Here is a 23134-nt window from a genome sequence, read left to right on the forward strand (position 1 = left end):
TTGTTTTGCTTTTATCTGTGGCTGACAAGATTGCACCTACAATGCCCAGTGCAATCTCGATGATTCCGGCCAATGTTAAGTAGATCGAAGAGAATGACCCAATAATGGTCATTAGGATTCCCGTCAGGAAATAGTACAAAGCCAGTACTGAAAGTACTGTACCTAATGAAGTGTCAGATCTTATTTCGCTTGCTGCTTCTGAAGTGTTTTCCATTCGGGGGGGGAGATGAGTTGGGTGAAACGTCAGGAACTGCTTTCTTAAGAACATGAGAGTGCATTTCTATGCGGTCTGACAATCTGGTTCACTCTCACGTAACTTTGCTGTCGTTATTGCTGTGGTTATTGGGAACAACTGGGAAAAGAGGATGATAGGGGAATAAATTAGCCAGACTAAGACGAGCAAGTAAGGGTGGGGCATTCCTGATATTGAGTCGCTGCGGATGCGTCGAGTCGACAGTTCTCTAGGATACCGCTGTTTTTTGAATTCAACGGAATCATGTGCTGCCCAAAGATTCGTGAAAGACGCAAACGGGCTGATCTGTTGGTGGAGTAAAGGCAAAGAAGAGGTGATCATTGAGCGTTGTCTCGCTAAGAGTAGCGAGATGATTCCTAATGGTATTGTAGTGAGTACTAAAAATTCACCCCAGCCGTAGAGGAAAACGATGGTGCCGAACATGACGAGACATCCCGCTGCAACGAGTTGTGTCCACGACCACTTTCTCGTTCTTACCGTTTGGATTGAGCAATCTGCCTTCAATAGAAGAAGCAGTCTTTGGAAATAATCCCAATCGGCCTTTGTCATGACGACGAAATGGTCTTTACAGTCGTCGTAAAAATACCAGACAGATTCAACGACATACTGAATAACCGGATCATGTGAATCACCCCAATTATCAAGCTCGGCGTCAAACTGAAAGGCTGTTATTTCACTCGCCAAGAATCGTTCAATGAGCGCCGCAAGCTCAGAACGAGCATGGCGGTCCACCACTTTGCTTCGAAGGTGCGAGGAATGGATACTCGACTTCTGGTGTTCTTCAGCCATATTGGAAAATCCAGTACGCCATACCAGTTGGAAAACGAAAAAGTTCACAATCTTCAATTATTAAGAGCGGGATCATTCGGTACCAGAAGATCTCTGGCTGAGGTTGTCGATTTCGGAATTTACAAATCGGAATTTTGTCGGATACTGTACGAATCGTAAGGTGAGCCTCCTTTCAGCGGTGCGGCGTTTCGTTCTGTGGCATCGATTGGTGTGACTGATGTTTTCGTCGCGGTTTCGCTGGATGGTTGGCTTATCTGTTTTGAAATTGAGTTGAATTGCTCGTTTGATAACTGTTTCTATGGAACGGTGTCGTCGCGCCAAGCGAGTATGGAGAGAATCTGATGCCCCGATTTGACATGGCTGTACGTTCACTTCTCGCAGGTTTGTGCACATCATTCATCGCTTCCCCGTTGCTGGCCGACGCCGATTGGCCGACGTTTCGTGGGGCGAATCGCTCTGCCGTTTCCAACGAAACCGGTTTGCTGAAGGAATGGCCGGAAGGGGGCCCGAAGCTGCTTTGGAAGTCCGCCGGAGCAGGTCGCGGGTATGCAGAACTCGCTATTTCAGACGGCAAGATCTTCACTCTGGGGGACGCTCCATCGGTAGCAGAGGATAAAGACGAATACCTGATTTGCTTCAATCTTGAAGATGGGAAGCCAGTCTGGCACACGAAGACCGGAACCCCATGGACGAATGGAAAACCGGATTGGCAAGGATCGCGCGGAACTCCCACCGTTGCCGGGGATCAGGTTTTTGTTGTGACCCCACATGGTGATCTTGTCTGCTGTGCCAAGGCTGACGGGGCGGTTCAATGGAAGAAAAGCTTCACAGAAGACTTTGAAGGCAAGAAGGCAGACAGCTGGGGATACAGCGAATCTGTGCTGGTCGACGGTGATCTGGTGCTCTGCACTCCGGGTGGAGAGAAGAACACATTTGTGGCCCTGAACAAGAAGACTGGCGAAACTGTCTGGACCGTCGCTCGAGCGGAAGATCGAGGGGCAGGGCACTCTTCTCCAGTTGTGACGGAAGTGGGCGGGACGAAAGTCTATGTGCAGGTCACCGGAAGCGGCCCGATTGGGGTGCGTGCGACAGACGGAAAGCTGCTCTGGGCTTATGAAATTGATAAGACCACCGCAGTCATTCCGACTCCAATCATCCGAGACGATCTCGTGTTCTTCACCGTGGGATATAAACGGGGGGGAGCGTTGCTTCAGCAGGTCGCTGGGGCGGAGAATACTGTTGAAATTAAAGAGATTTACCCATTGAATATCCGTCTCGCCAACAAGCATGGCGGAGTGGTGTTGATGGGGAACTATCTGTTTGGTGATTCAGACGACGCCGGACGTCCCTACTGCGCAGACCTGATGACCGGGGAAATTGTGTGGATGAATCGCGGTCCAGGCAAAGGCTCAATGTCAGTGGCTGGTGCTGATGGCCACCTCTATTTGCTCTTTTCAGATGGAGTGATGGCACTCGCTGAAGCAAATGGGAAAGAGTTTGTTCAACGTGGGCAATTCAAAGTGCCAGAAAGCGGAGATCGTCCAAGCTGGGCGCATCCAGTGATCGTCGGTGGCAAGCTCTATCTACGAGAACAGGACAGTATTTATTGCTATGATATTCGGGATACCTCTGCCAAAGCGGCGAGCCGATAATTCTTCAGAGCGGTCGGGTTCAACACAATGGACCCGACCGTTTTTGCTTTTATGCAGTCGCATGCCTTCCATCCTTTAAGTCATTTTTGATGACTGCAGGGGAGAGTCGAGGCGAGGGCGACATTGAGGAGAGGCTGATGCGTTTCATTCTGTGGATTGCGATTGCTGCCGTCTGTTTTCTGGGGATTTTGCCTGCTGTTGAGGCCGGGGGATTTAATGAGGTCCTCTCAATCGGAAGTGGCGCGCCGGCGTGGAATGACTTGCCGGGAACAGATGGACGCATGCATTCGCTGAAGGATCTCGCCGATAAGAAGTTTGTTGTTGTCGTGTTTACTTGCGCAAGTTGCCCGACGGCGGTTGATTACGAGACGCGAATCAATGAGCTCGCCAAATCTGCCCCATCCGATACCGCTGTTGTTGCGATTTGTGTCAATCAAGTGGCCGCTGATTTGTTGCCGGAGTTGACGAAACGTGCTGCCGAGAAGCAGTTTCAGTTCAGCTATCTCTACGACGGTTCCCAGAAAATTGCGAAAGAATTTGGTGCCGTTTATACCCCGGAATTCTATGTGCTGGATTCATCCAGAAAAGTGATCTACATGGGGGCAATGGACGATAGTACCGATCCTGCCAAAGTGACCAAACGTTATGTGGAAGAGGCGATTAAAGCGGCCAGGAGCGGGGGAGAACCAGAGGTCAAGGAAATGATTGCCAGAGGATGCCGGGTTCGATACGCCAGAGAGCGACGCCCCAGAGAGAAATAGATTTACGTCTCTCTCGTCTTGTATTTTCCTGAAAAAACGTCCTGTGTCAGTGTCGTGACCTAAGGTTGATGGAAATTTGTGGCAACGGAAGTAGTAGGCTGAAGGTACCAGACTATTCTGGAAGCACAGTTGTCGGTAGGATTTTCGGGGTACATCAGAACTACCTTCGTTTTTACAGCTCTGGGCGATGATTTCTCGTTGTATTCAGTGTGTTTTCAACTCTTGCTGTCTGATTTGTGCTGACAAATTGCCATCGTTACGTGGTCGGGCTGCGGAGTTGATTTCTCCGGGAAAGTTTTTTCAGTGAGTGTGAGTTCCTTGGTTGAGAGTGGCAGCCAGCAGGTCCAGTTCAAGCCTGTTGTTCCATACCTGCGACAGGCGTTAATTGTCTTTGTTCTCATCTTTGCCGCCGCAATCTTTGGGATTCTGTCAAGACCGATTGGATTTCTCGCTACGATCTGGCCGGCAAACGCACTGCTGCTCGGAATGATGGTACGATTCCCGGCTTTTTCTTCTCCATGGGGATGGGCTGGAGCCACGGTTGGTTATCTTGTCGCTGACCTGATTACTGGCAGCACTCTTGCAGCGACGCTTTGGTTAACGACAGCAAATCTGGCAGGCGCCAGTACTGGCGTTTTTCTGTTTAACATGATCTCCGAGGATGACCGCCGCCTGGGACGTCCACTTTCGGTGCTGTATCTCTTTGTGATCAGTGTTTTGGCTGGATCTGCAGCCGGAGTTGTTGGGGCCGCAGCGAATGTCGTGTTATTCCAAAGTTCCATTCAGCGGGGATTTGAATTCTGGTTTGCTTCAGAACTGGTGAATGGACTGCTTCTTGTTCCCGTTATTTTAACCCTTCCGAAAAGATCACATTACGGTGTTGAAGTCGGGCTGACACGGCAGCGAATTATCAGCAATCCGTTTGTGCTGCTTCCTTTTCTGTCGTTGATCTTCGCGATTGTGATTACGTTCTATGTCGGAGGACCAGGGGCGATTGCATTCACCGCGCCGGCGTTATTGTGGTGTGCGCTGACATATGATCTGTTTCGTACAGCATTGCTGTGTCTGTTGACTTGCGGGGGCCTTCTGGTTGCGGCTACCTCCGGAGTTCTGATGCTTTATCCAGTCTCAACGGACTTAGTTCAGGAAACCATCTCGCTTCGACTCGGGATTACGTTCCTTATCTTGGGACCGTTAACGGCAGCAAGCGTGAATTCCGCTCGCAATGAATTGTTGAAGAATCTGAATCACGCGGCGAGCCATGATTTCCTGACAGACTCACTTGCCCGACGTGCTTTTATGAATCAGGGAGCAATACTGGTTCAGCAAGCTGCTCAATATCAGCTTGTGCCAGCAGTGATGATGATAGACATTGATCATTTCAAACGTGTGAATGATCAGTATGGACATCCTGCCGGCGATGAAGTTCTTGTCAATTTCTCGCGTATCGTTTTGAGACTGATTCGCAAAGGAGATCTTTTCGGGCGACTGGGGGGAGAAGAATTTGCTGTCATCATGCCTCGGACGTCGTACGAGAACGCGAAGCTGGTGGCAGAGCGTTTGAGGTCAGAAGTGGAGACCAGTCCGATCGAACTTGAAGATGGGCGCGTCGTGAACCTGACGGTGAGCATTGGACTGGCTTGTTCCGGGGAACAGCTCTCTCCGACTCTTCATTCCCTTTTGGCATCAGCAGATCGTTCGCTTTACCACGCAAAATCAAACGGCCGGAACCGAGTCTCGAGTATTGGTCTCGAAGATTGAACCGCGCTCGGTTTCATGAAAGATCTGCCGTCCCAATTACTGGGAGAATCTTCTTTTTCGGCATGTTGACCTGCGTTATGCTGAAGCGGTCAATCGACCAGAAGAGTCGCACTTCTTCGGGATGTGTGCTCTCTCTTGTGGTCTGCTATGTGCGCATGGCAGATTGAGAGCTGTGGTTGAAGTGGTTTCTTCATGACAGGGCCATTGTATGTCAGATCCCAAGAATCCATATTCGTTCCCTGAGTTGATTCCTGTTTCCAGACCTGCTGCAGGTTCTGCTTCTGTTGAATCGCCGCAAGATCGTGTGGCGAGTGTCGACACGCAGCAAGGGCAGGTCGATGGACTGGGGAGCCTGGCTCAGTCTGCTCGCAAGACACATCTGGCGTCAGCTCGGATGACGATGTTTGTGGTCGGAATTCTGACCATCGCAGCGAATCTGATGGTTTTGAATTTTTCGAAAGAGGATATTGACGCCGCATTGAATGAGCACATCGTGAGTCTTCAGGAGCAGGGAATCGAGCTGAATGCTGATGAAATTGCACAGCTGAAAAGAGAAGCGGTTGCGAGTTTCCAGTGGGTCACCTGGGCCTTTGTCGGGACGGGAGTTGTTTTCCTTATTTTAGGGGTCTTGATTTATCGATTCCCGGTTCCTTGTACCGTGCTGGCCTTGATCCTTTATCTCGGCGGTCAAGCTGTCACCATTGCCGATGACCCGACAATGCTTACGCGTGGTTTTGTCATGAAGGTGATCATTGTCTTTGCCCTTGTGAAAGCGATTCAAACTGCGATTGCTTATCAGAAGGAGATGAAGGGAAATCGACCATCAGTGGAACTCCCGGTTGTGTGAATTCAATGAATCCAGACAACACTGAGGTTTGAGCGGCCGATCTTCAGAGGTACTGCGGTGAATCGACCTGTTTATTAATCGCAACAATGGATGAGCGTGGGGACTGGCCTTGCGACTGGGATCAACCTGATTGGCTGGATTGCTTTCAGGAAACTGTCCAGACGTTTGAGAAATCACGGGCAGGGATCGGTTTCGTCGGGGATTTCCTCGCGATTTCATCTGGCGAAAGTCTCAGTTTGTGGAATCACCCACCTGAAAAGATCGCAATTCAGCGGTCTGTCGGTCAGATTTGGCTATGATATCACCGTACAGAAACGTTTTTGTCAAAAATTGGGCATTCCACCGTTCTGGAGGCCCTCTGATTGAAGAAACGTCTTCGGGCGACTTTTCAGAGTTTGCATGATCCGGAGGGCGAATCCTTTCGCCTGATCGCAGAGTCTGATAAAAATGTCCGAACAAATTTTTCTGAAAAAAGGCGCAACGTCTGGCATGTCCGAACCCGCAAAGCTTGCACTGGCCGATGGTACCGTCTTCACAGGCACCCGTTTCGGGGCGTCTGGAGAGGTCTACGGAGAAGTCGTTTTTAATACGAGTCTCACCGGATATCAGGAAATTCTGACAGATCCATCGTATAACGGTCAGATCGTCACCATGACGTATCCGTTGATCGGGAATTACGGGATCAATCCAGAAGACATCGAAAGCGACAAGCTGTCGCTTCGAGGATTCGTGGTTCGCGAAGTTTGCCATGAGCCAAGCAACTTCCGTTCTTCACAATCGCTGGGCCAATTCCTGAGCGATCACGGAATTGTCGGGATCGAAGGAATTGATACTCGGGCTCTGGTGCGTCACATCCGCACACAAGGAGCAATGACGGGTGTTCTTTCCACCGTCGATCTCGATGACGCTTCGCTGGTGCGTAAGGCACAAAGCAGTCCAACTCTGGTCGGTCAAGATTTGGTGCGACAGGTGATGTCGACCTCAAACCGCGATTGGAAAGAGGGACTGCATGAGATGGTTCTGGACCCGATTACCCCAGGCGTGACTCGACGTTCCGCTGAAGGGGAAAACGGTCTGCACATCGTCGCGATCGACTACGGGATGAAGTGGAATATTCCACGCCATCTGGCTGAGTTGGGTTGCAAAGTGACTATTGTGCCGGGTTCCGCAACCGCTGAAGAAATTCTCGCTTTGCAGCCGGATGGTGTGTTCCTTTCGAATGGTCCTGGTGATCCGGAACCACTCGACTACGCAATTGAAACCATTCGCGGTGTGCTCGGAAAGAAACCGATCTTCGGGATCTGTCTGGGGCACCAGTTGCTGGGGCTCGCGCTCGGGGCAAAGACCTTCAAGTTGAAGTTCGGCCATCGCGGTGCAAACCAGCCTGTGCTGAATGTGAAGAGTGGTCAGGTTGAAATTACGTCACAGAACCACGGCTTCGCGGTTGATGCATCGACCTTGCCAGCCGGAACAACGGTGACTCACATCAATCTGAACGATCAGACTGTTGAAGGGATTGAGAATGCCGAACTCGGGGCATTCAGTGTGCAATACCATCCTGAAGCGAGTGCAGGACCGCATGACAGCCATTATCTGTTCCAGCGGTTCCTGAAAGAGATGCAGGCAGTCGGAACAACCGCAAGCGAGTAGAGTGCTTGCTTGCGATCGGGCAGCTGGCTTTTGCCGCATCATTCACTGATCGTTGCATCTCAGAGTCGCGGCGATCAAGTTTTCGTTCTCTGAAATTTTATGGGCTTCGTTTCGTTTGGAAATACAACGGACGAAATCGTGTTTTCAATCATTAGTCGATAGTGACGCCAGGTTTTTCATGTCTTTGCAACAAACACTGATTCTCTTTAAGCCAGATGCTGTTCAACGTCGCTTGTGCGGACGTATTTTGACCCGGCTTGAAGACCGTGGCTTGAAGATTGTGGCCATGAAGTTGTTGAAGGTCACTCCAGAACTGTCAAAGCAGCACTACGCTGAGCACGTTTCAAAGCCATTCTACCCACAGCTGGAAGGGTTCATTACTTCCGGTCCAGTTCTCGCGTTGATCGCTGAAGGCCCAGGTGCCGTTCAGGTGGTTCGCGACATGATGGGGAAAACCAACTCACGCGAATCTGCTCCAGGCACGATCCGTGGGGATTTCGGTCTGTCACGTCAGGTGAACCTGATTCACGGCAGCGACAGCCCAGAATCAGCAACACGGGAAATTGCGATTTACTTCCGTCCAGAAGAGATCGTTTCCTATGAGTCCACCCTCGTTGAGTGGACCTATGCTGACGACGAGAAGTAAGACGATTTGCTTGTCAGCAAATTGAATTCGATCCAAACAACGCCGGAAGTCATTTCGGCGTTGTTTTCTTTTATTGCTTTGCTGTTGGCCTGAAACTGGCCGAAAGTCGAATCGCTGTTATTGGGGCAGGGAAGGGCGGTCACGTTCTGTGGCGGCTTCCTCACGACCATCTCGGAGGCGAGCGGAGACTTACCCTGCAACTTGCGTCTCGATCTTTAATCGCTGAGCGAGTTTGACCTTCAACGCACGTTCACCGCGTGCATTATAGAAGTAGATCACATTCTGGTCAGCCGCCCAGATTGCTCCGAGGCGAACGCTTCGCAGACCTTGCAACGAGAACTCGATGCCGCAGAGTTCGCCTTTGGTGAACAGTGCCCGTCGGCTCGTGTGGAATTGCTCAGCCAACAAGTTCTCAGACTCGCACAGTACCTGATGTACATATGCGTGGAGATGGTCGAAGTTCTCGATCTTGGCGTCTCGTTCCTGCATGTCGTTCGGCGTCGCTGTGGCTGTCGATTGGAAGGAATTGATCTGTTGGGACTGGTCCCGGCACGTCTGATATTCGGTCGAATCACCGATCAGGGGTGAGTCGAATTTCGCAGTTGCGACATGTCCGAATTGCGTCTTCCGATTTCAGAACAAATGGAGCAGGACTGCCACCCGGACTCATGAGGGCGAGTGCAGCATAAGGCCCACTGGCACCAATGGGACGACTGTCCTGAGTCAATGTTAAAGGGCTTCTGGCAACAGCTGGCGCTGATTCATCAGTCCAGATACGAACGAATTCAGAGCGATTCCCCACGGTGATTTCATAGATCCCACTGGTCAGCCCAGAAAACGTGGCAACTCCGTACTCATCTGTTGCAACGATCGAGAGGATGCGCCCTTGCTGTCGAAGCAGTGCAGTGGCATTCATGATCGCATCGCCGCGAACTGAAACATACCGGACCGAGATGACTCCGGAGTTCAAAACAAGATCGCACGCGTGTCTTCGAAGCGGCCGATCACGCGGGGACTCTGACCAGCAATTGCTGCAATGGGAGAAGAGTGAGAGGCAACAGACTACAAGCAGATTCAAACGTCGAAATAACATGGATGAATCACACCACGAGGCTTTCGACCAACTTGGTCAATCATGTTTTCGCACCACGATGTTCCGAGATGCTTCCGATCGACAAAATGTCGATCGACGAAACAGGGACAATCAGTGCGACAACAAGGGGGAAGTCGATGCTGGAATCGCTCTTGGAGGAGGATTTCGAGTGTTGTTATCGGCACTTTTTCTCCCCATGACGGCGTCGTCTCTCTGGCAGCTCACTGAGGAACAGTGAATGGCGCTGGTGGCCGTGATTTGTCGCAAATTTCTGCATAACCGCTTCAACTGTCGTGACCGGCGCGCCTGACACCGGATTGCCCCGGTTCTTCTGAATCTAGGTGACATTTAGAAGAGTTTGACCTCTACCGGCGGGAATTGCCGAAGATGATTCAGTGCCTGTTGGTGCAGACAAGTCCAGATATTCCGGTTTGTCCAAAATGAGTGGATCGGGAAATCGAGGAAATGCAGGGTGACTTTCCGTTGTCGTCAGGAAACATGTCGTAAAGTTGCAATGTCAAGTGTTGTGATCCTGTGGTTGGATTGCACCGGAGGGCTCTCGTTTTGAAGTGCGTTTGCAGGGATTCATCTGCAACGTCCTTTCGAACGGTGTCTGTCTGGTTGGTTTGAATCACTGCGAAATCTGTTGGTTTCCTGACTTTCCGATGCGGCATCAGCTTTGGGCTGTTGAAGTAAAGGAAGGGCAGCTCGATCAGCGCCGACCTTGTTCGACCGCCTCATCACGTTGCAGGAAAGATCGCACGTCATGTTGACTTTGAATGCCAGCACTTTGGTACTGGTCATTGCAGTAACGCTTTTTACAGCGGCCTGTGCATTTACCGATTTGACGCAGAAGCGCATCCCTAACAAGTTGACGCTTCCAATGTTTTTTGCTGGCTGGGTTTATCAGTTGTACATGTCCATCACCGATGGATGGCATCACCTGGGATCTGCTGTCCTGGGGTTTGCGATTGGGTTTGGACTGCTGTTCGTTTTGTGGATGGTCGGTGGTGGGGGCGGTGGCGACGTCAAGCTGATGGGGGCACTGAGCGTGTGGCTCGGGTTCACGTTGACATTGCAACTGCTTATCGTCAGCACAATTGTCGTTCTGATCGGAACAACCGGGATTGTGTTCTGGAATGTCTGGAAGAGCGGAGCCAGAAGAACTCGCGAGAAGTATGTCGCTAAAGGGAATCCCCTTGGGCGAGATATGAACAAAATGGAAACCATCGAAGATGTCAAAGCGAAACAGAGGCGTCGTGTGATGACATACGCCGGCCCAGTCGCTTTGGCCACCTGGTTGGTTCTGGGATGGAATATTGCCAGGCCGACTCCGGTCACTCACGAAGCGGCTCCGGCTGCGACACCAGTTCACGAAGAACCTGCTGGGGGAGTGATTCCATGATCCGACTTGTTCGGACAAGCAAAGTGGCGACGCAACGAAGGCGTGGGATGATCAGCATGGAACTCGTGCTGACACTCCCGATTCTGATGTTGTTGCTGCTGGGAATCTTTGAGTTTTCGTTTTTGATGTCCGCACGAAGTCACGTCGTTGAGGCCTCAAGGGCAGGGGCTCGTCTGGCAACGTTGAATGGAGTGTGGCCTGAGGATGTTGAGCAGGAAGTTCAACGTTCACTGGGAACACTCTGGGGGCCATCGGCAGTTGTGGAATCACAGCTTGCAGAGAACTCAGGTGAAGAAGTCATTGTGACCGTAAGCGTCCCGATGACGGCCGTTGCCCCGAATCTGCTATGGCCGGTTGGATACAACATTCAGGGACAGAGTCTGGTGTCACAGACACGAATGCTGAAGGAATAGTGCCTGCGGCATTCCACTGTTGTTTTCGAATGATTCGTTCGGTTGATGTGTTTGAAAGTTTAGTGAAATCGCTGCGAGTGAACTCCGTCAGGTGGTCACCCGTTTTTGCAATACGCTCCAGGGGAGTCATGCTGTGCGTCGAATGTCACCTGCCTTTTTGACTGTGGCAATGCTGGGGGTCGTTGGCCTCCTCGTTGTCATGTACATTGGTAAGAAACTTCTGGCACGCGAAGCTCCTGCGCCTGCTGATACACGCTTGACGGTTCCAATGGCTCTTAGTGAACTGGAGCCGGGAACACGCGTGACCGAAGCTCATCTGGCCATGGGCCCGATTGATCGTTCAAAGGTCACTCGCGATACCGTTCTGACCAGCCGCGTGCTTGTAGGACGCGTCGTTAAGAACAAGATCAATGCCGCTGAACCGATCAAGTCACTCGATCTCTACCCGCCCGGCAAGAATGCTCCGCTGGAAATTTCTGCTGACATGGTTGCGGTTTCCGTCTCCGCACCGGCCCCGTTTGTCGCGGAGAAGGGGCAGTACGTGAACGTCCACTTCATCCCGAGTTCTGCTCCCGATGATGAAAAGACCGGGGGACGGATTTTGACCCTGTTTCAAGGGGTCAAGGTTCTCGAACTGGGGGTCGCTGGTGGAGGTCGCACCGAATTGAATGTGACACTCGAACTCACTCGCGAGCAGGCCAACATTATTCTGCTGGCACGTGACAAGGGCTCACTTGATTTCACCTTTGCTCCCGGTGGAAAAGGAACTGGCGTCGTTGCCGTCAACGATCAGGACCGAGCCACGCTCTATGAAATTCTTGGTTATACACCAACTCCTCCTGAGGAACCGACTCCTCCATTTACGACCGAGATCTACTCAGGGCCAGGCCGTGGAGTGAACACCTTCCGCAATGGTCGTCTTGACGAGACCGATGGTCGCAGGAACGGAAGCCAGGGAGATGGCGGCGGAATCGGACGTCCAGCTCCGAATCTGCGAGGAGCTCAGCGGAATCAGCAGGAAGCTCCTGCTGCGAATTCAGCACTGCTGACAGCACCGGAGCGTAGGTAACCGGATTTCGTATTTCGACTCAGTCATGCCCGACTTAAATGTGCGGCGTCAGTGTCAGGAGAGTTGAGAAGACTCAATTGAAATTCATCCAAGAATCGATGGTATGAAAGCTCGCTTGCGAGAACCTGTTCAAATGGCGTCACGGCGAGGCGGTATTATGCCGGCAATCGCAGTGGCGTTGTTTGTTTGCGGCGCATGCATGGCTCTCGTTCTGAATGAATACTGGCTCTCGAATGCACTTGAAGAGACTCGATCTGCTGCTGAAGCGGCTGCGCTTGCCGGGGCACAACAGCTAGTGACAGATAACAATCTGAAGCCGGACTTTGAACCAGTACAGAATGCTGATCACGTTCGCTTCGTGATTGAAACGCTGATTCGTGAGACACCGGTCTTCGGCCCGCATGCTGCTAAAGTTGATATTCGATTAGGGAAGACTGAATACGATCCAGCGACTGGTCACACAGAGTCGATCGAGTCAGATGAAGATCCGACTTCAGTGTTGGTCACTGTTCACCGGGATAATCGCAGTGGAAACCCTGTCGGCATGATTGCCCCGGCATTTACCGGACAGCCAGGGGCGGATGTCGCAGTGACGGCTAATGCTTCTGTCTGCAATGTCATTAACGGCTTACAACCAGTCAGCGTCGGCACGATTCCGGCTTGGCCCATCGCGATTCTGGAGAAGAGTCCCGACGATTCTGTCCCTTCCTGGGCGCTCATGATTGAAGGCAGAGAAGGAGCGGATCGATACAGCTGGGATGCTGCAAATAATCAGATTCTTGAAGCTCCAGATGGCTTGCCTGAGTTAACGCTCTCTTTGCCCGGCAAAGATGGAGTCGGCAACATGGTACTGGTTGATATCGGGGCCGGTCTTGGTGACGACGTGTTGCTTCGTCAGTTTCAACAGGGATGGTCTCGCGACGATCTGGCGGACCGCGACGGACAGTTCTCGATGGTGGATGCTCCATTCCCGATGAGTGCAGCGGTGGCGTCCAACAACGAGATTGAAAGCGAACTGGAAAAGCAGATTGGCAAGCCCCGAATTGCTTTGCTGTATTCAATGGCTGTTCCTCCCGGCAAAGGGAAAAGTCAAAGTAGTGCGCTGAATGTTGAAGTGACTCGAATGGTGGGATTGCGGCTGATGTCTGTCGATCACACTCCCGGTGGAACCAAGTTGGTGGTGCAGCCAGCAGTCATTTCAACGCGAACGGCAATCGTCGATGAAGACGCATTGTATCGCGGAGAAACACAGGGAAATCGTTACATCTACAAACTCGGACTGACCAATCGATAACGGGCGATAAACGTGATCTGGGGAGTTGAGTCAGTCAGAGTGCGATTCAAAATTGAGATTGAGAACTGATCAGGTAATTCGAATTTGATTCGTTCAATTGAGACCTGAAATCAAAAATTCGCGCATGTGACTGGATTCGTGAGATGACGGCACAAAGGGCGTTGAGGATTGGGCCTGTTGCCCGAGAGGATAGTGCGACGATGATTGCGGCATTAGATCAACAGCAGGACACTTCCGTTCCATTTCAGCAGCTGAAGACACAATTGCACCGACAGATGGTCGATGCGATTGATATGTCGAAGGCAGGTGAATTGGGAGAAGCCGAATTCCGCCGTCAGCTGGAATCACTGGCGACGCACCTTTGCCATCGTCCTGAGATTCAGCTGCCGGAAGGCGATCGCGATCGCATGGTTGCGGAGCTGCTGGACGAAATCTACGGCTTCGGTCCACTTCAGAAGCTGATGGACGACCCGGCAGTGAGCGACGTGCTGGTGAACGGTTCCAGCTCAGTGTTCATCGAACGAAACGGGGTTCTGGAACGAACCGATGTTCGCTTTGCTGACGATGAACACCTGCTGCACTTCATTCAACGACTGGTCGGTCAGGCTGGTCGCCGTATCGACGAAGTTTCCCCAATGGTCGATGCGAAGCTTGCCGATGGTTCTCGTCTACACGCGGTGATTCCGCCTTTGGCTTTACGCGGGCCAACCCTTTCCATTCGTCGATTCAAAACACAGATCGTCCAGATTGAAGACATGGTCGGCATGGGGACGTTGGCCCCGGAGATGGCCGACTTTCTGATTCAATGTGTGCGATCGCGAATGAACATTCTGCTTTCCGGCGGTACAGGTGCCGGAAAAACGACGATGCTGAATAACCTGAGCCGGTTCATTCCGTCATCAGAACGTGTCGTGACAATTGAAGAAACTGCGGAACTTCAGTTGCAACAGGCCGACGTCGTTGGACTGGAAACACGCCTTCCGAACGTGGAAGGAAAGGGATTGGTCACCCCGCGAGACTTGCTGCGAAATACGTTGCGAATGAGACCTGACCGCATCATCGTGGGGGAATCTCGCGGTGGTGAAGTGCTTGATATGTTGCAAGCGATGAACACCGGTCACGATGGTTCCATGAGTACCGTTCACGCCAACGATACACATGATGCGCTGCATCGTCTGGAATTGATGGTCGCGTTGTCGGGGGCTGAACTTCCAACGTCGATCGCCAGACAATACATCGCCTCAGCAATTCAGGTCTTCGTTCACATTGCTCGTCTGAGCAGCGGGGAACGTAAGGTGATGCGAATCTCTGAGCTGACCGGTGTGGTCAACGGAGAATTCCAGCTGGAGGACGTTTTCGTCTATCGCATGGCTGGGGTCGAGAAGTCCGGAAAAATCATCGGCTCCTTTTACGCCACAGGTCATGAGCCTGTCTGTTTACGTCGTATGGCAGCAAAAGGATTCGAGATTGATACCAGAATCTTCAGCCCGCGCGAGTTGAAGGCAGGCGTGGAGTATCGAACGGATCGTTCATGATTTCGACGTAGCCTGACTGAACGGGAATGCACGCATTCGATCTTGAGATTGATCTTCTGGACGTAACATAATTATGGCTGTCTCCATCATTAAACCGCATTCGGAATTCGCAGGAATTCTTCGTGAAGACGAACGATTTTCTGTTGAGAACGATACGTCCGTTGGGAATCAGATCAACGGCTGGTTCGATCGGTTGATGCTTCAGTCCGGGCTGGAGATCGCACCTGGGACGATGTTGATTCTCAGTGTTTTCACTGGATTGACGTTCGCCGGATTTGTCTTTGTCTGGCAGGAAAACTTTCTGACGATGGCCATGATGGGATTCATCGGCTTCCTGTTGCCAAGCGTGATCGCCATGTTGATGCGGTCTCGCAGGCAGAGTCTGATCCTGCGTCAGATGCCACCCATGATTGAAGAACTGGCACGTGCTGCGCGTACAGGGCGAAGTCTTGAAAACTGCCTCGGCATCGTGGCTTACGATACTCCAAATCCCCTCGGGGCCGAGTTGCGACATTGTACCCGAAAGCTGGCGTTGGGTTTGAAGCTCGATGAATCGTTGCAGGAACTCCCAAAGCGAACAGGACTGGTGGCGACGAGCGTGCTGGCGACAGCGTTATCCGTTCACCGTCAGACAGGGGGAGACCTTGTCGCTGTGTTGTCACGTCTGGCGATGACTCTTCGTGACCGTATTCAGTTTCAGGGACGTCTGAAAGCGGCAACAGCAGCGAGTCGTGCCACTGCGATTTTGATGATCACATTGCCACCAGCCATTATCGCATTCTTCGTGTTCCGCGATCCGAACTATCTCACCGAGTTGTTCGATTCAACATGGGGGTTGCGTACGACAATCATAGCCTTCGTACTGGAAGTGATCGGCGTGGTTTGGGTGATTCGAGTTCTCCAGACCAGCCAGCGTGGATAGGAACATCGATCCGATTCGACCTGTTTCTCTGTGTGTGTGTTTGAGTGATTGAATGATCGGGAACTCCCGGTTGGTTACGTCCTGCGTCATCAGGTGATGAGTCATGTTCCAGTTTCAACTTTCGCCACAACAGATCAGCATCTTGATGATCGGGGGCGGCGTCGCCGTGACGTTGTACCTGGTTTACAAGCTCATGCAGTGGTTGTTCCAAGGGCGTAAAGCCGACTCTGACGCTCCGAGAGTGAAGCCGGTTGCCAAGGTCAAATCCAAGGCCGCAGACAAATCTTCGAAACCAGTCAAAGGGTCACCTGAGACGGTCTCTCCCGTCGCTGCCCCTCCTGCTGCAGTGACTCCGGTTGCAGTGACTCCAGTTTCAGGCTCAGCCAGTGCGGCACCTGTTGAATCGTCATCTGCTGCACCAGTGATGGTTGCCTCACAGGCAACTCCGAATGGCGGAAATCAAGAGACCGTATCGCCAGTCGGATCGCCTCAGCGTGAATCGGGAGCATTCACTTCTGCATGGCCGACAGAGCCCAAATTTACTGAGAAGCGAAATCTGTTTGAAGATGCTGGCGTTGAATACCCTTATGCCACAGGTGAGGACTACCGGTTTGGCAGCGTGACTCCGATTTTGTCTGAGCTGATGCCATCGACAGAAGAGGGGCGTCGCGAGCAAACCAAGGTCTTGCGAAACGCAGGTTACTTTGAACCGCATGCCTGGCAGAACTTCTCCGCACTACGTTATCTCGGACTGATTCTGCCGATTCTCTTCTTCGGAGTCTTACTCGTTTTCGTTCCGGAAACATGGGAACCGATTGTGATTGGGTGTGTTGTCGTTGGACCAGCGCTCGGTTGGGCGTTACCGGCACTGTGGATCCGTCGAAAAGCGGCTGACCGTCTATTGCAGATCGAACAGGCGATGCCGGACATGCTTGACCTGTTGAATATGTGCGTGTCGCAGGGGATGACTGTGGCTCGTTCGTTGGGCCGCATCAGTCGTGAGTTCCTTCCGGTCTATCCGGCGTTGTCAAAGGAGTTGCAAATCGTTGTCGAACAGGCACGTGTTGGAACCTTGCCGCACGCGTTAAGAAACTTCAGCGATCGTGTCGACCTTCCAGAAGTCCACTCATTCACGTCGCTGCTGGCACAAACTGAACAGCTGGGAACAAGCGTTTCAGAAGCGTTGGGCGAGTACAGCGACGGGATGCGAGAGAATCAGCGTCAGCGAGCGGATGAGAAGGCGAACGCAGCGACATTCAAGCTGCTGTTTCCGACGGTGTTGTGCCTGATGCCAGCGGTGTTCTTGTTGTTGATGGGACCAGCGGTGATCGAGTTAAACGACTTCTTCGCTCGCGGGGGCGTCGGAGGGTTGAACCGACCGGCGAATCAGGCGATTGACGCCCAGCGTTAGGCCTGACGGCGCAAGCTCAATGCGAATGCTGATGTTGCTGACTGACAATAAAACAGGCGTTCCCGATCATTTGTCGATCGGAAACGCCTGTTTCTATTTTAATCTCGAACTGATTTCCTACCGAACTCTTTTCTTACTTCGCTTTCGCCTCATTCATCGCTTTGCTCAGGGCCGGGAAATAAGGTTCGAAGCCTTTCTGATGGCTTGCCTTTGGAAGAATGATCAGGTTGAGTGGTCCCTGAATCTGATTCACCGTTGAAAAGATTCCTTCCGGCGGGCAGGTCACGTCAATCAAGCCAACGACGATCATGGAAGGGCACTTGATCTTTCTGGCGAAGTTCATCGCGTCGAAGTAACGTGACGCCTCCATTGTTTTCGCTTCGTCGCGTTGACGTGAAGGATTCGACCAGTTCGGCCAGCCTGGGGCACGTCCAGACAATGTCCCTGTGTGATCGCACCCGGCAGGAACATTGCCTGCCATTGCTGTCACTTTGGGGTGGAATCCAGCCGTGACGAGTGAGAGATATCCTCCCTGACTGCTTCCGTGAACGAAGACGGTCTTCTGGTTCCAGTCAGGACGTTGAGTGAGGTACTCAACAGCGCGATAGCAGCTGAGAAAGACTGGCAGGAAGTAGCTGGTTTCGCGATCCTCGTTGCCGATGGCGAAGTAGTCTTTCAGTTCGTTCTGAGATTTTTCCGCATAGAAAGCGGATGGTTGATCAATCGGCAGATCGTGTGCTGAGATGTTTAATGCGAGCCAGCCGTTCTTGGCCGGCCCGACAACCCAGTCACGGCTAAGCGGATAAACACCTGCGTACTGCACCTGCAGCATTGCAGGGAGATTTGTTTTGCCAGCCGGTTTAGCAAGTTGTCCCTGAATCTTCTTGCCGCGAATGTTATCGAAGGTGATCTTGTAGTATTCAATCTCCGGGTTGCCGATGTCGATCTTCTCCAACTGTGCGTTCATTGGAACCGCTGCCAGTTCTGCGAGTTTCTCACTCCAGAACTGATCGAAATCGTCAGGCAATGGCTTCGACTCTTTGATCTCCTTGGGAGAGAAGACTGCTCCTCCATCTTCGTTCAGGACTGTTTTTGTTCCGGTTGGCGTGAACGACGTACGGATCAGCAGAACGCCGGGGTCTTTGCGTGAAGACTGAATTGATGCAGAGCCATTTTCCAGTGGAACTGCCCCAGAGCTGATCTCGTTCAGCCCTCCGGAAAGAACTCGGTAATTTACGATTCCAGCAGGGGCAGGGCCGTCAGTGTTCTTGACTTCGACTTTCCAGGTCACTGTTTGCCCGGCCTGATAAACTCCGGTGTCACGATCAGGAGTCACATCAATCGTGAGGCCAGCGGTCGCGACCGTCGGTAGCAGAAAGCAGGCAAGCAACGTAAGCAATCTTGGCACAGGAACCCTCCCTTGATTGAAACATCGAAAAAGCGTGTCGGTGTCAGTCTAAGGCGGTCTCTTCGAATATGTAACTCTGCTGATGCTGCGTTCTCCATCTGCATTGAAGGCCAATACCGACGAAGAAGATACTCATTCAGGTGAAGATGATTTCGCGCTGAGCGCAAAAGCAAACCGAGCGGCACTTCAAGGGGAAGTGCCGCTCGGCGGAGAAACAAATTGTGGTGATTGAGTTGCCAGTTGAGAATTACTTCTGGGCAACTGAGAGTTCTGGGCCTTGAGCAGCGTTGATGTCAGTTGCGGAACGACGCGTTGCACGCCATCCAGCGACTTTGATGACGCTGTTGTTTTCTTCTGAAGTTGCGATTGGGCCGTCACCTGGAATTGGAGCAGCGTTGGTTGGTGCTGGCTCGGTGTGGCGGAAGGTTGGGTTCTGCAGTGGGATTTCCTGAGAAGGAGCTGACTGCAGGCGAGTGGTGCCTTTGTCGCCTTCTGGGCGTGCTGCAGTTGGAACAGGTTCGCCGTTGCGAGCAGTGACGCCAGTGTCGCCGGTGTAGACCATGCGTGTTCGTGTTCCGACAGCAACTCGCTGAGTTGTCGTGATCGGTTCGTAAGCTGTCACGGTCTGGTCTTCGTACACAGTTCGCTGAACAGCCACTTTCTGAGTGGTGGTAACCGGGACCTGGCGGGCGACGTTGTAAGTGACCTGTCGGGTCGTTGGAACCTGAACTGTTCTTGAAACTTGAACCTGAGCCGTTGTCACATTCGGAACGAATTCACGACGAGCAACATAGTTTGGAGTGAACGCATTTCGCATTGAGTAGCTCATGCGGTTCATCTGGCCCATCAGACCTGGGCGAGAATCGTAAGCACATGGAGAATACTTTGGAATGGCCTGACAGCTTGTCTGCCAGTAGCTGTTGTTAACGGTGACAGGCTGCATTTCAACAACCTGCTGATTGACATAGCTCTGAACGTCGACTGTTCGCGGTTCGTTGACAGTCTGGTAAACGGTGACAGGGCGGTCTTCGTAGTCAGTGATGACTTTGGCGACTTTCACTGTCTTCTGAACTGGCTGCATCTGAACTGTCTGCACATCCTGATAGACCGTTTCTGTGACGGGCTTCATACAGGGGCAATCAAGTGATGCACTCTGCATTACTGGTGCAGCAACCATCTGTGGTTGCATGACCATTGGCATCGGCGCTGGGCCGCATGGGTTACAAGGATCCAAGAAACGAAACAATTGGGCATGAACTGAACCGGGCATGCCGCAAGCGGTGGCCAGCAACGTAAGTCCAGTCAAGGCCCGAGTGCGGATTCCGAACATCTGACTCTTCCTGAAAAATGAGTATTGAGGAGGGAGCTGAATCGAATTGACAGGTGATGTGAACGGGAACTGCAAGAGGAGTCACAAGTCAGTTCGCCGTGTTCGTGGGCAGGACTTTTATGGGAATAGAAAATTAGGGTCAAGATGGAGGGGAAGATCTGCCGAGGGTTGTTTTTGACTTTTGAATTTCTTGCAAAGAAGTGATTCTCGCAGTGATTTCATTCAATTTTTGCTGCAGGGGAATCTCGGAGTGAAAAGTAGGGCCCAGTCCTTGTGCGGGAACCAGAGGACAGGCAGTCTCAGTTTGCAGATCGAAGGCACCGGCGCGATACAACATGATCATGCCGTATCCGGTTCACTTGCGATTCGCCTGCGAGGGAGCAACTCACTTCACTAAGAGAGTGTTCTTGTACGAACTAATGAGAGTTGCCGGTGGTTTACATTTCTCACAGGACTCTGGCGTGTAGAATGAGAGCATGTGTCAATCAGGGTGAAGCGACTTTGACGCAGGTGTGTCGAAGTTGATTAAACAGTCAGAAGCAGGGCAGAGACGATGGCGAAGCAGCATTCCCCCCGATTTCTTGAGATTGTGACGGATGCAAAATCACGAGTGAAAGAGTGCGACGTCCACGATGTCAAACGGATGCTTGATCAGAAGGAAGAGTTCACTCTGATTGATGTCCGGGAAGAGAGTGAATTCGCGAAAGGCCGACTCCCCGGCGCAGTCCACGTTGGAAAAGGGGTCATTGAACGAGATATCGAAAAAGTCGTTCCGAACCCGGAGACTCCCCTGGTGCTCTATTGTGGAGGAGGGTTCCGCTCGGCACTGGCGGCCGATGCCCTTCAAAAGATGGGATATACCAACATCCTGTCGATGGATGGTGGCTGGAGCGGATGGAACGCCGCAGGGTTTTCAGTAGAGAGTTAACATCCAGTCACAATTGATTGGGCTGATCAGTAAGTCAATGGAGGTTGATGGGTTCCGTCGATCTTGACAGCAGAATCCGGCAGATCTACAAACAACAGATTGACTTTGATCTTCTTGCGAGTTGCAGGGAGAATATCAGGAAGTGTATTGAAAACTGATCCGATCGTCTGATCATTGAATGCGTCAGTTGTGTGCTATCTTGTTGTGAGGCCATCGTTTGTGGCTATTTGACAGCAATGCATGCAGCCGGGACGAGATCGACGGCAATTCGGAACAGAATCGGGCGCCAAGGGCTCCCTCGGTAATCTTCCCCTGACAGACAGCTTTGACTATTTCAATCGCGCCTCGAAATTTCCAAGAACTCATGTGCGGCATTGGCCGATGACAGCGAGGAAGGAGTTCCGGTTTCGGCGTCGAAGAAGGATAAAGACGGATGACCCACATCGTTGCTGAACCCTGCTTTAATTGCAAATACACGGACTGCGTCGTCGTTTGTCCCGTGGAATGCTTTTATGAAGGGGAGTCGATGCTCTACATCCACCCGGATGAGTGCATTGATTGCGAAGCTTGCGTTCCCGAGTGCCCGGTCGACGCAATCTTCCATGAAGACAATCTCCCTGAGCAGTGGGCACCATATAAAGAGCTCAACGCAGAAATGGCACCACAGTGCCCGGTTCTGACTGAGCGAAAAGAACCACTCGGCGGCGAGCCAGGCAAGTAAGGTGCGCCTCCCATCCTATCTTCCTGTTTGGCGAAAGTTCGATGCCGAAAAAGGGGATGGAGTGGCGAATCCTGCCAGTTGTGATTAGCGTAGGATTCGATAGTCGAGTACACATTTGAAATGAATCAAACAGCAGACTGGAGACATCCAGCCTGCTGTTTCTGTTTTTACAGCGAGGGCCGATGGCGCTTGATGATCTGAAGCGAACCACTCGCCAGCTGTGGAGCCAATCGGGGGACAAAATCCAACGAAAATCAGCCTCCAACTGGAATTGACAGAGTTTGCCTAAACCGAAATGCTTGCGTAAACATGCACCTCTTATTTTGAGACGAAACCAATATGTCCATTCATCCGACGGCCTTGATCGATTCTCAGGCACAGGTCGATCCTTCTGTCGTCATCGGGCCCCATGTTGTGATTGAAGGGCCTGTGAAAATCGGCCCCGGTTGTCATCTTGGCCCCGGTGTTGTGATCTATGGTCATACGACAATCGGGAGCGGATGTAAGATCCATGCGCATGCTGTGATCGGGGACCTTCCGCAAGATCGTGCGTACGCTGGCGAGGAAACTTACGTTGTCATTGGTGATGATTGCGTGATTCGCGAAGGTGTGACTGTTCACCGAGGCACCCAGAAGGGGACCGAGACGCGAATCGGCAATCGTTGCATGCTGATGACGAACTCGCACGTTGGTCACAACTGCGTGCTGGAAGACGACGTCATCATGATCAGTGGATCGCTGTTGGGCGGCCATGTGCATATCGGACGCGCGGCTGTCCTTTCCGGAAACTGTGCGGTCCACCAGTTCGTACGTATTGGCGAGTTGGCCATGATCAGCGGACTCGGAAAGATCGTTCAGGACATCCCTCCATTCTTCATGACCAACATGGTTGGTGAAATTGTTGGAGTGAATCGTGTCGGGCTGTTGCGACGCAGCTTCAGTTCGCAAGATCGTGAAGAGATCAAGAACGCGTTCAAGATCTTTTACCGTTCAGGGTTGAGTCAGTCTCAGGCGATGAAACGGGTCACCGAGGTCTCGACGAGCGATGCAGCTCAACGTCTGCTGGCGTTCTTCTCCGAGAAGTCCAAGCGAGGAATCTCAGGCTCAGCGTACACCGTTGCCGGAAAAGATGATTCCAATGAAGACCCACGAAAGCACGATGCGTAAGCAATCAGAGAAGTGATCCTATAAATAAAGAAGCCCTGGCGGGATCTGCCAGGGTTTCTTTGTTTGGCAACCGGTGATT

General features: G+C 52.0%; 21 protein-coding genes. 16 read left to right on the forward strand and 5 right to left on the reverse strand.

All coding sequences use genetic code 11. The features are described from left to right. Positions 1 to 280: 280 nt before the first annotated feature. On the reverse strand, positions 281 to 1042 hold the full coding sequence (locus SH527x_RS20615) for a hypothetical protein (protein ID WP_437192573.1): 762 nt from the start codon (positions 1040 to 1042) through the stop codon (positions 281 to 283). Positions 1043 to 1383: 341 nt separating this feature from the next. Here SH527x_RS20615 and SH527x_RS20620 point away from each other — a divergent pair, with 341 nt between their 5' ends. From SH527x_RS20620 to ndk, 6 genes are all read left to right on the forward strand, one after another. Then, complete coding sequence (locus SH527x_RS20620) at positions 1384 to 2694, forward strand: outer membrane protein assembly factor BamB family protein (protein WP_437192574.1); 1311 nt, start codon at positions 1384 to 1386, stop codon at positions 2692 to 2694. A 137-nt stretch (positions 2695 to 2831) separates the two neighbouring features. Continuing rightward, positions 2832 to 3455, forward strand: a complete 624-nt coding sequence (locus SH527x_RS20625) for a thioredoxin family protein (protein WP_437192575.1) — start codon at positions 2832 to 2834, stop codon at positions 3453 to 3455. Positions 3456 to 3758: 303 nt separating this feature from the next. After that, the gene (locus SH527x_RS20630; protein WP_437192576.1) at positions 3759 to 5216 is read left to right on the forward strand and encodes a diguanylate cyclase; all 1458 of its coding nucleotides are present in this window, start codon (positions 3759 to 3761) and stop codon (positions 5214 to 5216) included. Positions 5217 to 5424: 208 nt separating this feature from the next. Continuing rightward, a complete protein-coding gene (locus tag SH527x_RS20635; RefSeq protein WP_437192577.1) occupies positions 5425 to 6063 on the forward strand; it encodes a hypothetical protein in 639 nt (212 codons plus the stop codon). A gap of 489 nt (positions 6064 to 6552) precedes the next feature. Further along, entirely contained in the window at positions 6553 to 7713 is a 1161-nt protein-coding gene (carA, locus tag SH527x_RS20640; RefSeq protein WP_437194659.1) for a glutamine-hydrolyzing carbamoyl-phosphate synthase small subunit, read from the forward strand. A gap of 184 nt (positions 7714 to 7897) precedes the next feature. After that, positions 7898 to 8359, forward strand: coding sequence for a nucleoside-diphosphate kinase (gene ndk, locus SH527x_RS20645; protein ID WP_437194660.1), 462 nt, complete (start codon positions 7898 to 7900; stop codon positions 8357 to 8359). Positions 8360 to 8548: 189 nt separating this feature from the next. Here ndk and SH527x_RS20650 read toward each other — a convergent pair whose 3' ends face one another. Together SH527x_RS20650 and SH527x_RS20655 are read right to left on the reverse strand one after the other, a co-directional pair. Continuing rightward, positions 8549 to 8848, reverse strand: a complete 300-nt coding sequence (locus tag SH527x_RS20650) for a hypothetical protein (RefSeq protein ID WP_437192578.1) — start codon at positions 8846 to 8848, stop codon at positions 8549 to 8551. A gap of 82 nt (positions 8849 to 8930) precedes the next feature. Then, the gene (locus tag SH527x_RS20655; RefSeq protein WP_437192579.1) at positions 8931 to 9275 is read right to left on the reverse strand and encodes a hypothetical protein; all 345 of its coding nucleotides are present in this window, start codon (positions 9273 to 9275) and stop codon (positions 8931 to 8933) included. Between the two features lie 943 nt (positions 9276 to 10218). Between SH527x_RS20655 and SH527x_RS20660 the strand changes: the two genes are divergently transcribed. The 7 genes from SH527x_RS20660 (at position 10219) to SH527x_RS20690 (ending at position 17501) form a co-directional block, all read left to right on the forward strand. Beyond that, the gene (locus SH527x_RS20660; RefSeq protein WP_437192580.1) at positions 10219 to 10857 is read left to right on the forward strand and encodes an A24 family peptidase; all 639 of its coding nucleotides are present in this window, start codon (positions 10219 to 10221) and stop codon (positions 10855 to 10857) included. After that, the gene (locus SH527x_RS20665; protein ID WP_437192581.1) at positions 10854 to 11270 is read left to right on the forward strand and encodes a TadE/TadG family type IV pilus assembly protein; all 417 of its coding nucleotides are present in this window, start codon (positions 10854 to 10856) and stop codon (positions 11268 to 11270) included. Before SH527x_RS20660 ends, SH527x_RS20665 begins: the two co-directional genes overlap by 4 nt. A gap of 142 nt (positions 11271 to 11412) precedes the next feature. After that, positions 11413 to 12339: a Flp pilus assembly protein CpaB gene (cpaB, locus tag SH527x_RS20670; RefSeq protein ID WP_437192582.1), complete on the forward strand. Its 927-nt coding sequence runs from the start codon at positions 11413 to 11415 to the stop codon at positions 12337 to 12339. 133 nt (positions 12340 to 12472) lie between these two features. Continuing rightward, on the forward strand, positions 12473 to 13633 hold the full coding sequence (locus SH527x_RS20675) for a hypothetical protein (protein WP_437192583.1): 1161 nt from the start codon (positions 12473 to 12475) through the stop codon (positions 13631 to 13633). A gap of 200 nt (positions 13634 to 13833) precedes the next feature. After that, positions 13834 to 15168 (forward strand): CpaF family protein, encoded by a 1335-nt coding sequence (locus SH527x_RS20680; RefSeq protein WP_437192584.1) that lies wholly within the window; start codon positions 13834 to 13836, stop codon positions 15166 to 15168. Positions 15169 to 15241: 73 nt separating this feature from the next. Beyond that, on the forward strand, positions 15242 to 16090 hold the full coding sequence (locus SH527x_RS20685) for a type II secretion system F family protein (protein WP_437192585.1): 849 nt from the start codon (positions 15242 to 15244) through the stop codon (positions 16088 to 16090). Positions 16091 to 16193: 103 nt separating this feature from the next. Further along, on the forward strand, positions 16194 to 17501 hold the full coding sequence (locus tag SH527x_RS20690) for a type II secretion system F family protein (RefSeq protein ID WP_437192586.1): 1308 nt from the start codon (positions 16194 to 16196) through the stop codon (positions 17499 to 17501). A gap of 133 nt (positions 17502 to 17634) precedes the next feature. On the opposite strand, the gene SH527x_RS20695 is transcribed toward SH527x_RS20690, so the two are convergent. Beyond that, positions 17635 to 18909: an acetylxylan esterase gene (locus SH527x_RS20695; RefSeq protein ID WP_437192587.1), complete on the reverse strand. Its 1275-nt coding sequence runs from the start codon at positions 18907 to 18909 to the stop codon at positions 17635 to 17637. Positions 18910 to 19156: 247 nt separating this feature from the next. Continuing rightward, a complete protein-coding gene (locus SH527x_RS20700; RefSeq protein WP_437192588.1) occupies positions 19157 to 20038 on the reverse strand; it encodes a hypothetical protein in 882 nt (293 codons plus the stop codon). Positions 20039 to 20792: 754 nt separating this feature from the next. Between SH527x_RS20700 and SH527x_RS20705 the strand changes: the two genes are divergently transcribed. The 3 genes from SH527x_RS20705 (at position 20793) to lpxA (ending at position 23055) form a co-directional block, all read left to right on the forward strand. Then, the gene (locus SH527x_RS20705; protein WP_437192589.1) at positions 20793 to 21167 is read left to right on the forward strand and encodes a rhodanese-like domain-containing protein; all 375 of its coding nucleotides are present in this window, start codon (positions 20793 to 20795) and stop codon (positions 21165 to 21167) included. 433 nt (positions 21168 to 21600) lie between these two features. Further along, positions 21601 to 21888 (forward strand): 4Fe-4S binding protein, encoded by a 288-nt coding sequence (locus SH527x_RS20710; protein WP_437192590.1) that lies wholly within the window; start codon positions 21601 to 21603, stop codon positions 21886 to 21888. A 339-nt stretch (positions 21889 to 22227) separates the two neighbouring features. Then, complete coding sequence (lpxA, locus tag SH527x_RS20715; RefSeq protein WP_437192591.1) at positions 22228 to 23055, forward strand: acyl-ACP--UDP-N-acetylglucosamine O-acyltransferase; 828 nt, start codon at positions 22228 to 22230, stop codon at positions 23053 to 23055. Positions 23056 to 23134: the final 79 nt, after the last annotated feature.

The sequence above is a fragment of the Planctomicrobium limosum genome, from assembly GCF_051465645.1.
Classification (GTDB): domain Bacteria; phylum Planctomycetota; class Planctomycetia; order Planctomycetales; family Planctomycetaceae; genus Planctomicrobium.

What these genes read in the sequence shown, in the direction of transcription:
- SH527x_RS20615 (WP_437192573.1), bottom strand. Translation starts at nt 1,042, where the DNA reads ATGGCTGAAGAACACCAGAAGTCGAGTATCCATTCCTCGCACCTTCGA.
- SH527x_RS20620 (WP_437192574.1), top strand. Translation starts at nt 1,384, where the DNA reads ATGCCCCGATTTGACATGGCTGTACGTTCACTTCTCGCAGGTTTGTGC.
- SH527x_RS20625 (WP_437192575.1), top strand. Translation starts at nt 2,832, where the DNA reads ATGCGTTTCATTCTGTGGATTGCGATTGCTGCCGTCTGTTTTCTGGGG.
- SH527x_RS20635 (WP_437192577.1), top strand. Translation starts at nt 5,425, where the DNA reads ATGTCAGATCCCAAGAATCCATATTCGTTCCCTGAGTTGATTCCTGTT.
- carA (WP_437194659.1), top strand. Translation starts at nt 6,553, where the DNA reads ATGTCCGAACCCGCAAAGCTTGCACTGGCCGATGGTACCGTCTTCACA.
- SH527x_RS20650 (WP_437192578.1), bottom strand. Translation starts at nt 8,848, where the DNA reads ATGCAGGAACGAGACGCCAAGATCGAGAACTTCGACCATCTCCACGCA.
- SH527x_RS20655 (WP_437192579.1), bottom strand. Translation starts at nt 9,275, where the DNA reads ATGAATGCCACTGCACTGCTTCGACAGCAAGGGCGCATCCTCTCGATC.
- SH527x_RS20660 (WP_437192580.1), top strand. Translation starts at nt 10,219, where the DNA reads ATGTTGACTTTGAATGCCAGCACTTTGGTACTGGTCATTGCAGTAACG.
- SH527x_RS20665 (WP_437192581.1), top strand. Translation starts at nt 10,854, where the DNA reads ATGATCCGACTTGTTCGGACAAGCAAAGTGGCGACGCAACGAAGGCGT.
- cpaB (WP_437192582.1), top strand. Translation starts at nt 11,413, where the DNA reads ATGTCACCTGCCTTTTTGACTGTGGCAATGCTGGGGGTCGTTGGCCTC.
- SH527x_RS20675 (WP_437192583.1), top strand. Translation starts at nt 12,473, where the DNA reads ATGGCGTCACGGCGAGGCGGTATTATGCCGGCAATCGCAGTGGCGTTG.
- SH527x_RS20680 (WP_437192584.1), top strand. Translation starts at nt 13,834, where the DNA reads ATGATTGCGGCATTAGATCAACAGCAGGACACTTCCGTTCCATTTCAG.
- SH527x_RS20685 (WP_437192585.1), top strand. Translation starts at nt 15,242, where the DNA reads ATGGCTGTCTCCATCATTAAACCGCATTCGGAATTCGCAGGAATTCTT.
- SH527x_RS20690 (WP_437192586.1), top strand. Translation starts at nt 16,194, where the DNA reads ATGTTCCAGTTTCAACTTTCGCCACAACAGATCAGCATCTTGATGATC.
- SH527x_RS20700 (WP_437192588.1), bottom strand. Translation starts at nt 20,038, where the DNA reads ATGAAGCCCGTCACAGAAACGGTCTATCAGGATGTGCAGACAGTTCAG.
- SH527x_RS20705 (WP_437192589.1), top strand. Translation starts at nt 20,793, where the DNA reads ATGGCGAAGCAGCATTCCCCCCGATTTCTTGAGATTGTGACGGATGCA.
- SH527x_RS20710 (WP_437192590.1), top strand. Translation starts at nt 21,601, where the DNA reads ATGACCCACATCGTTGCTGAACCCTGCTTTAATTGCAAATACACGGAC.
- lpxA (WP_437192591.1), top strand. Translation starts at nt 22,228, where the DNA reads ATGTCCATTCATCCGACGGCCTTGATCGATTCTCAGGCACAGGTCGAT.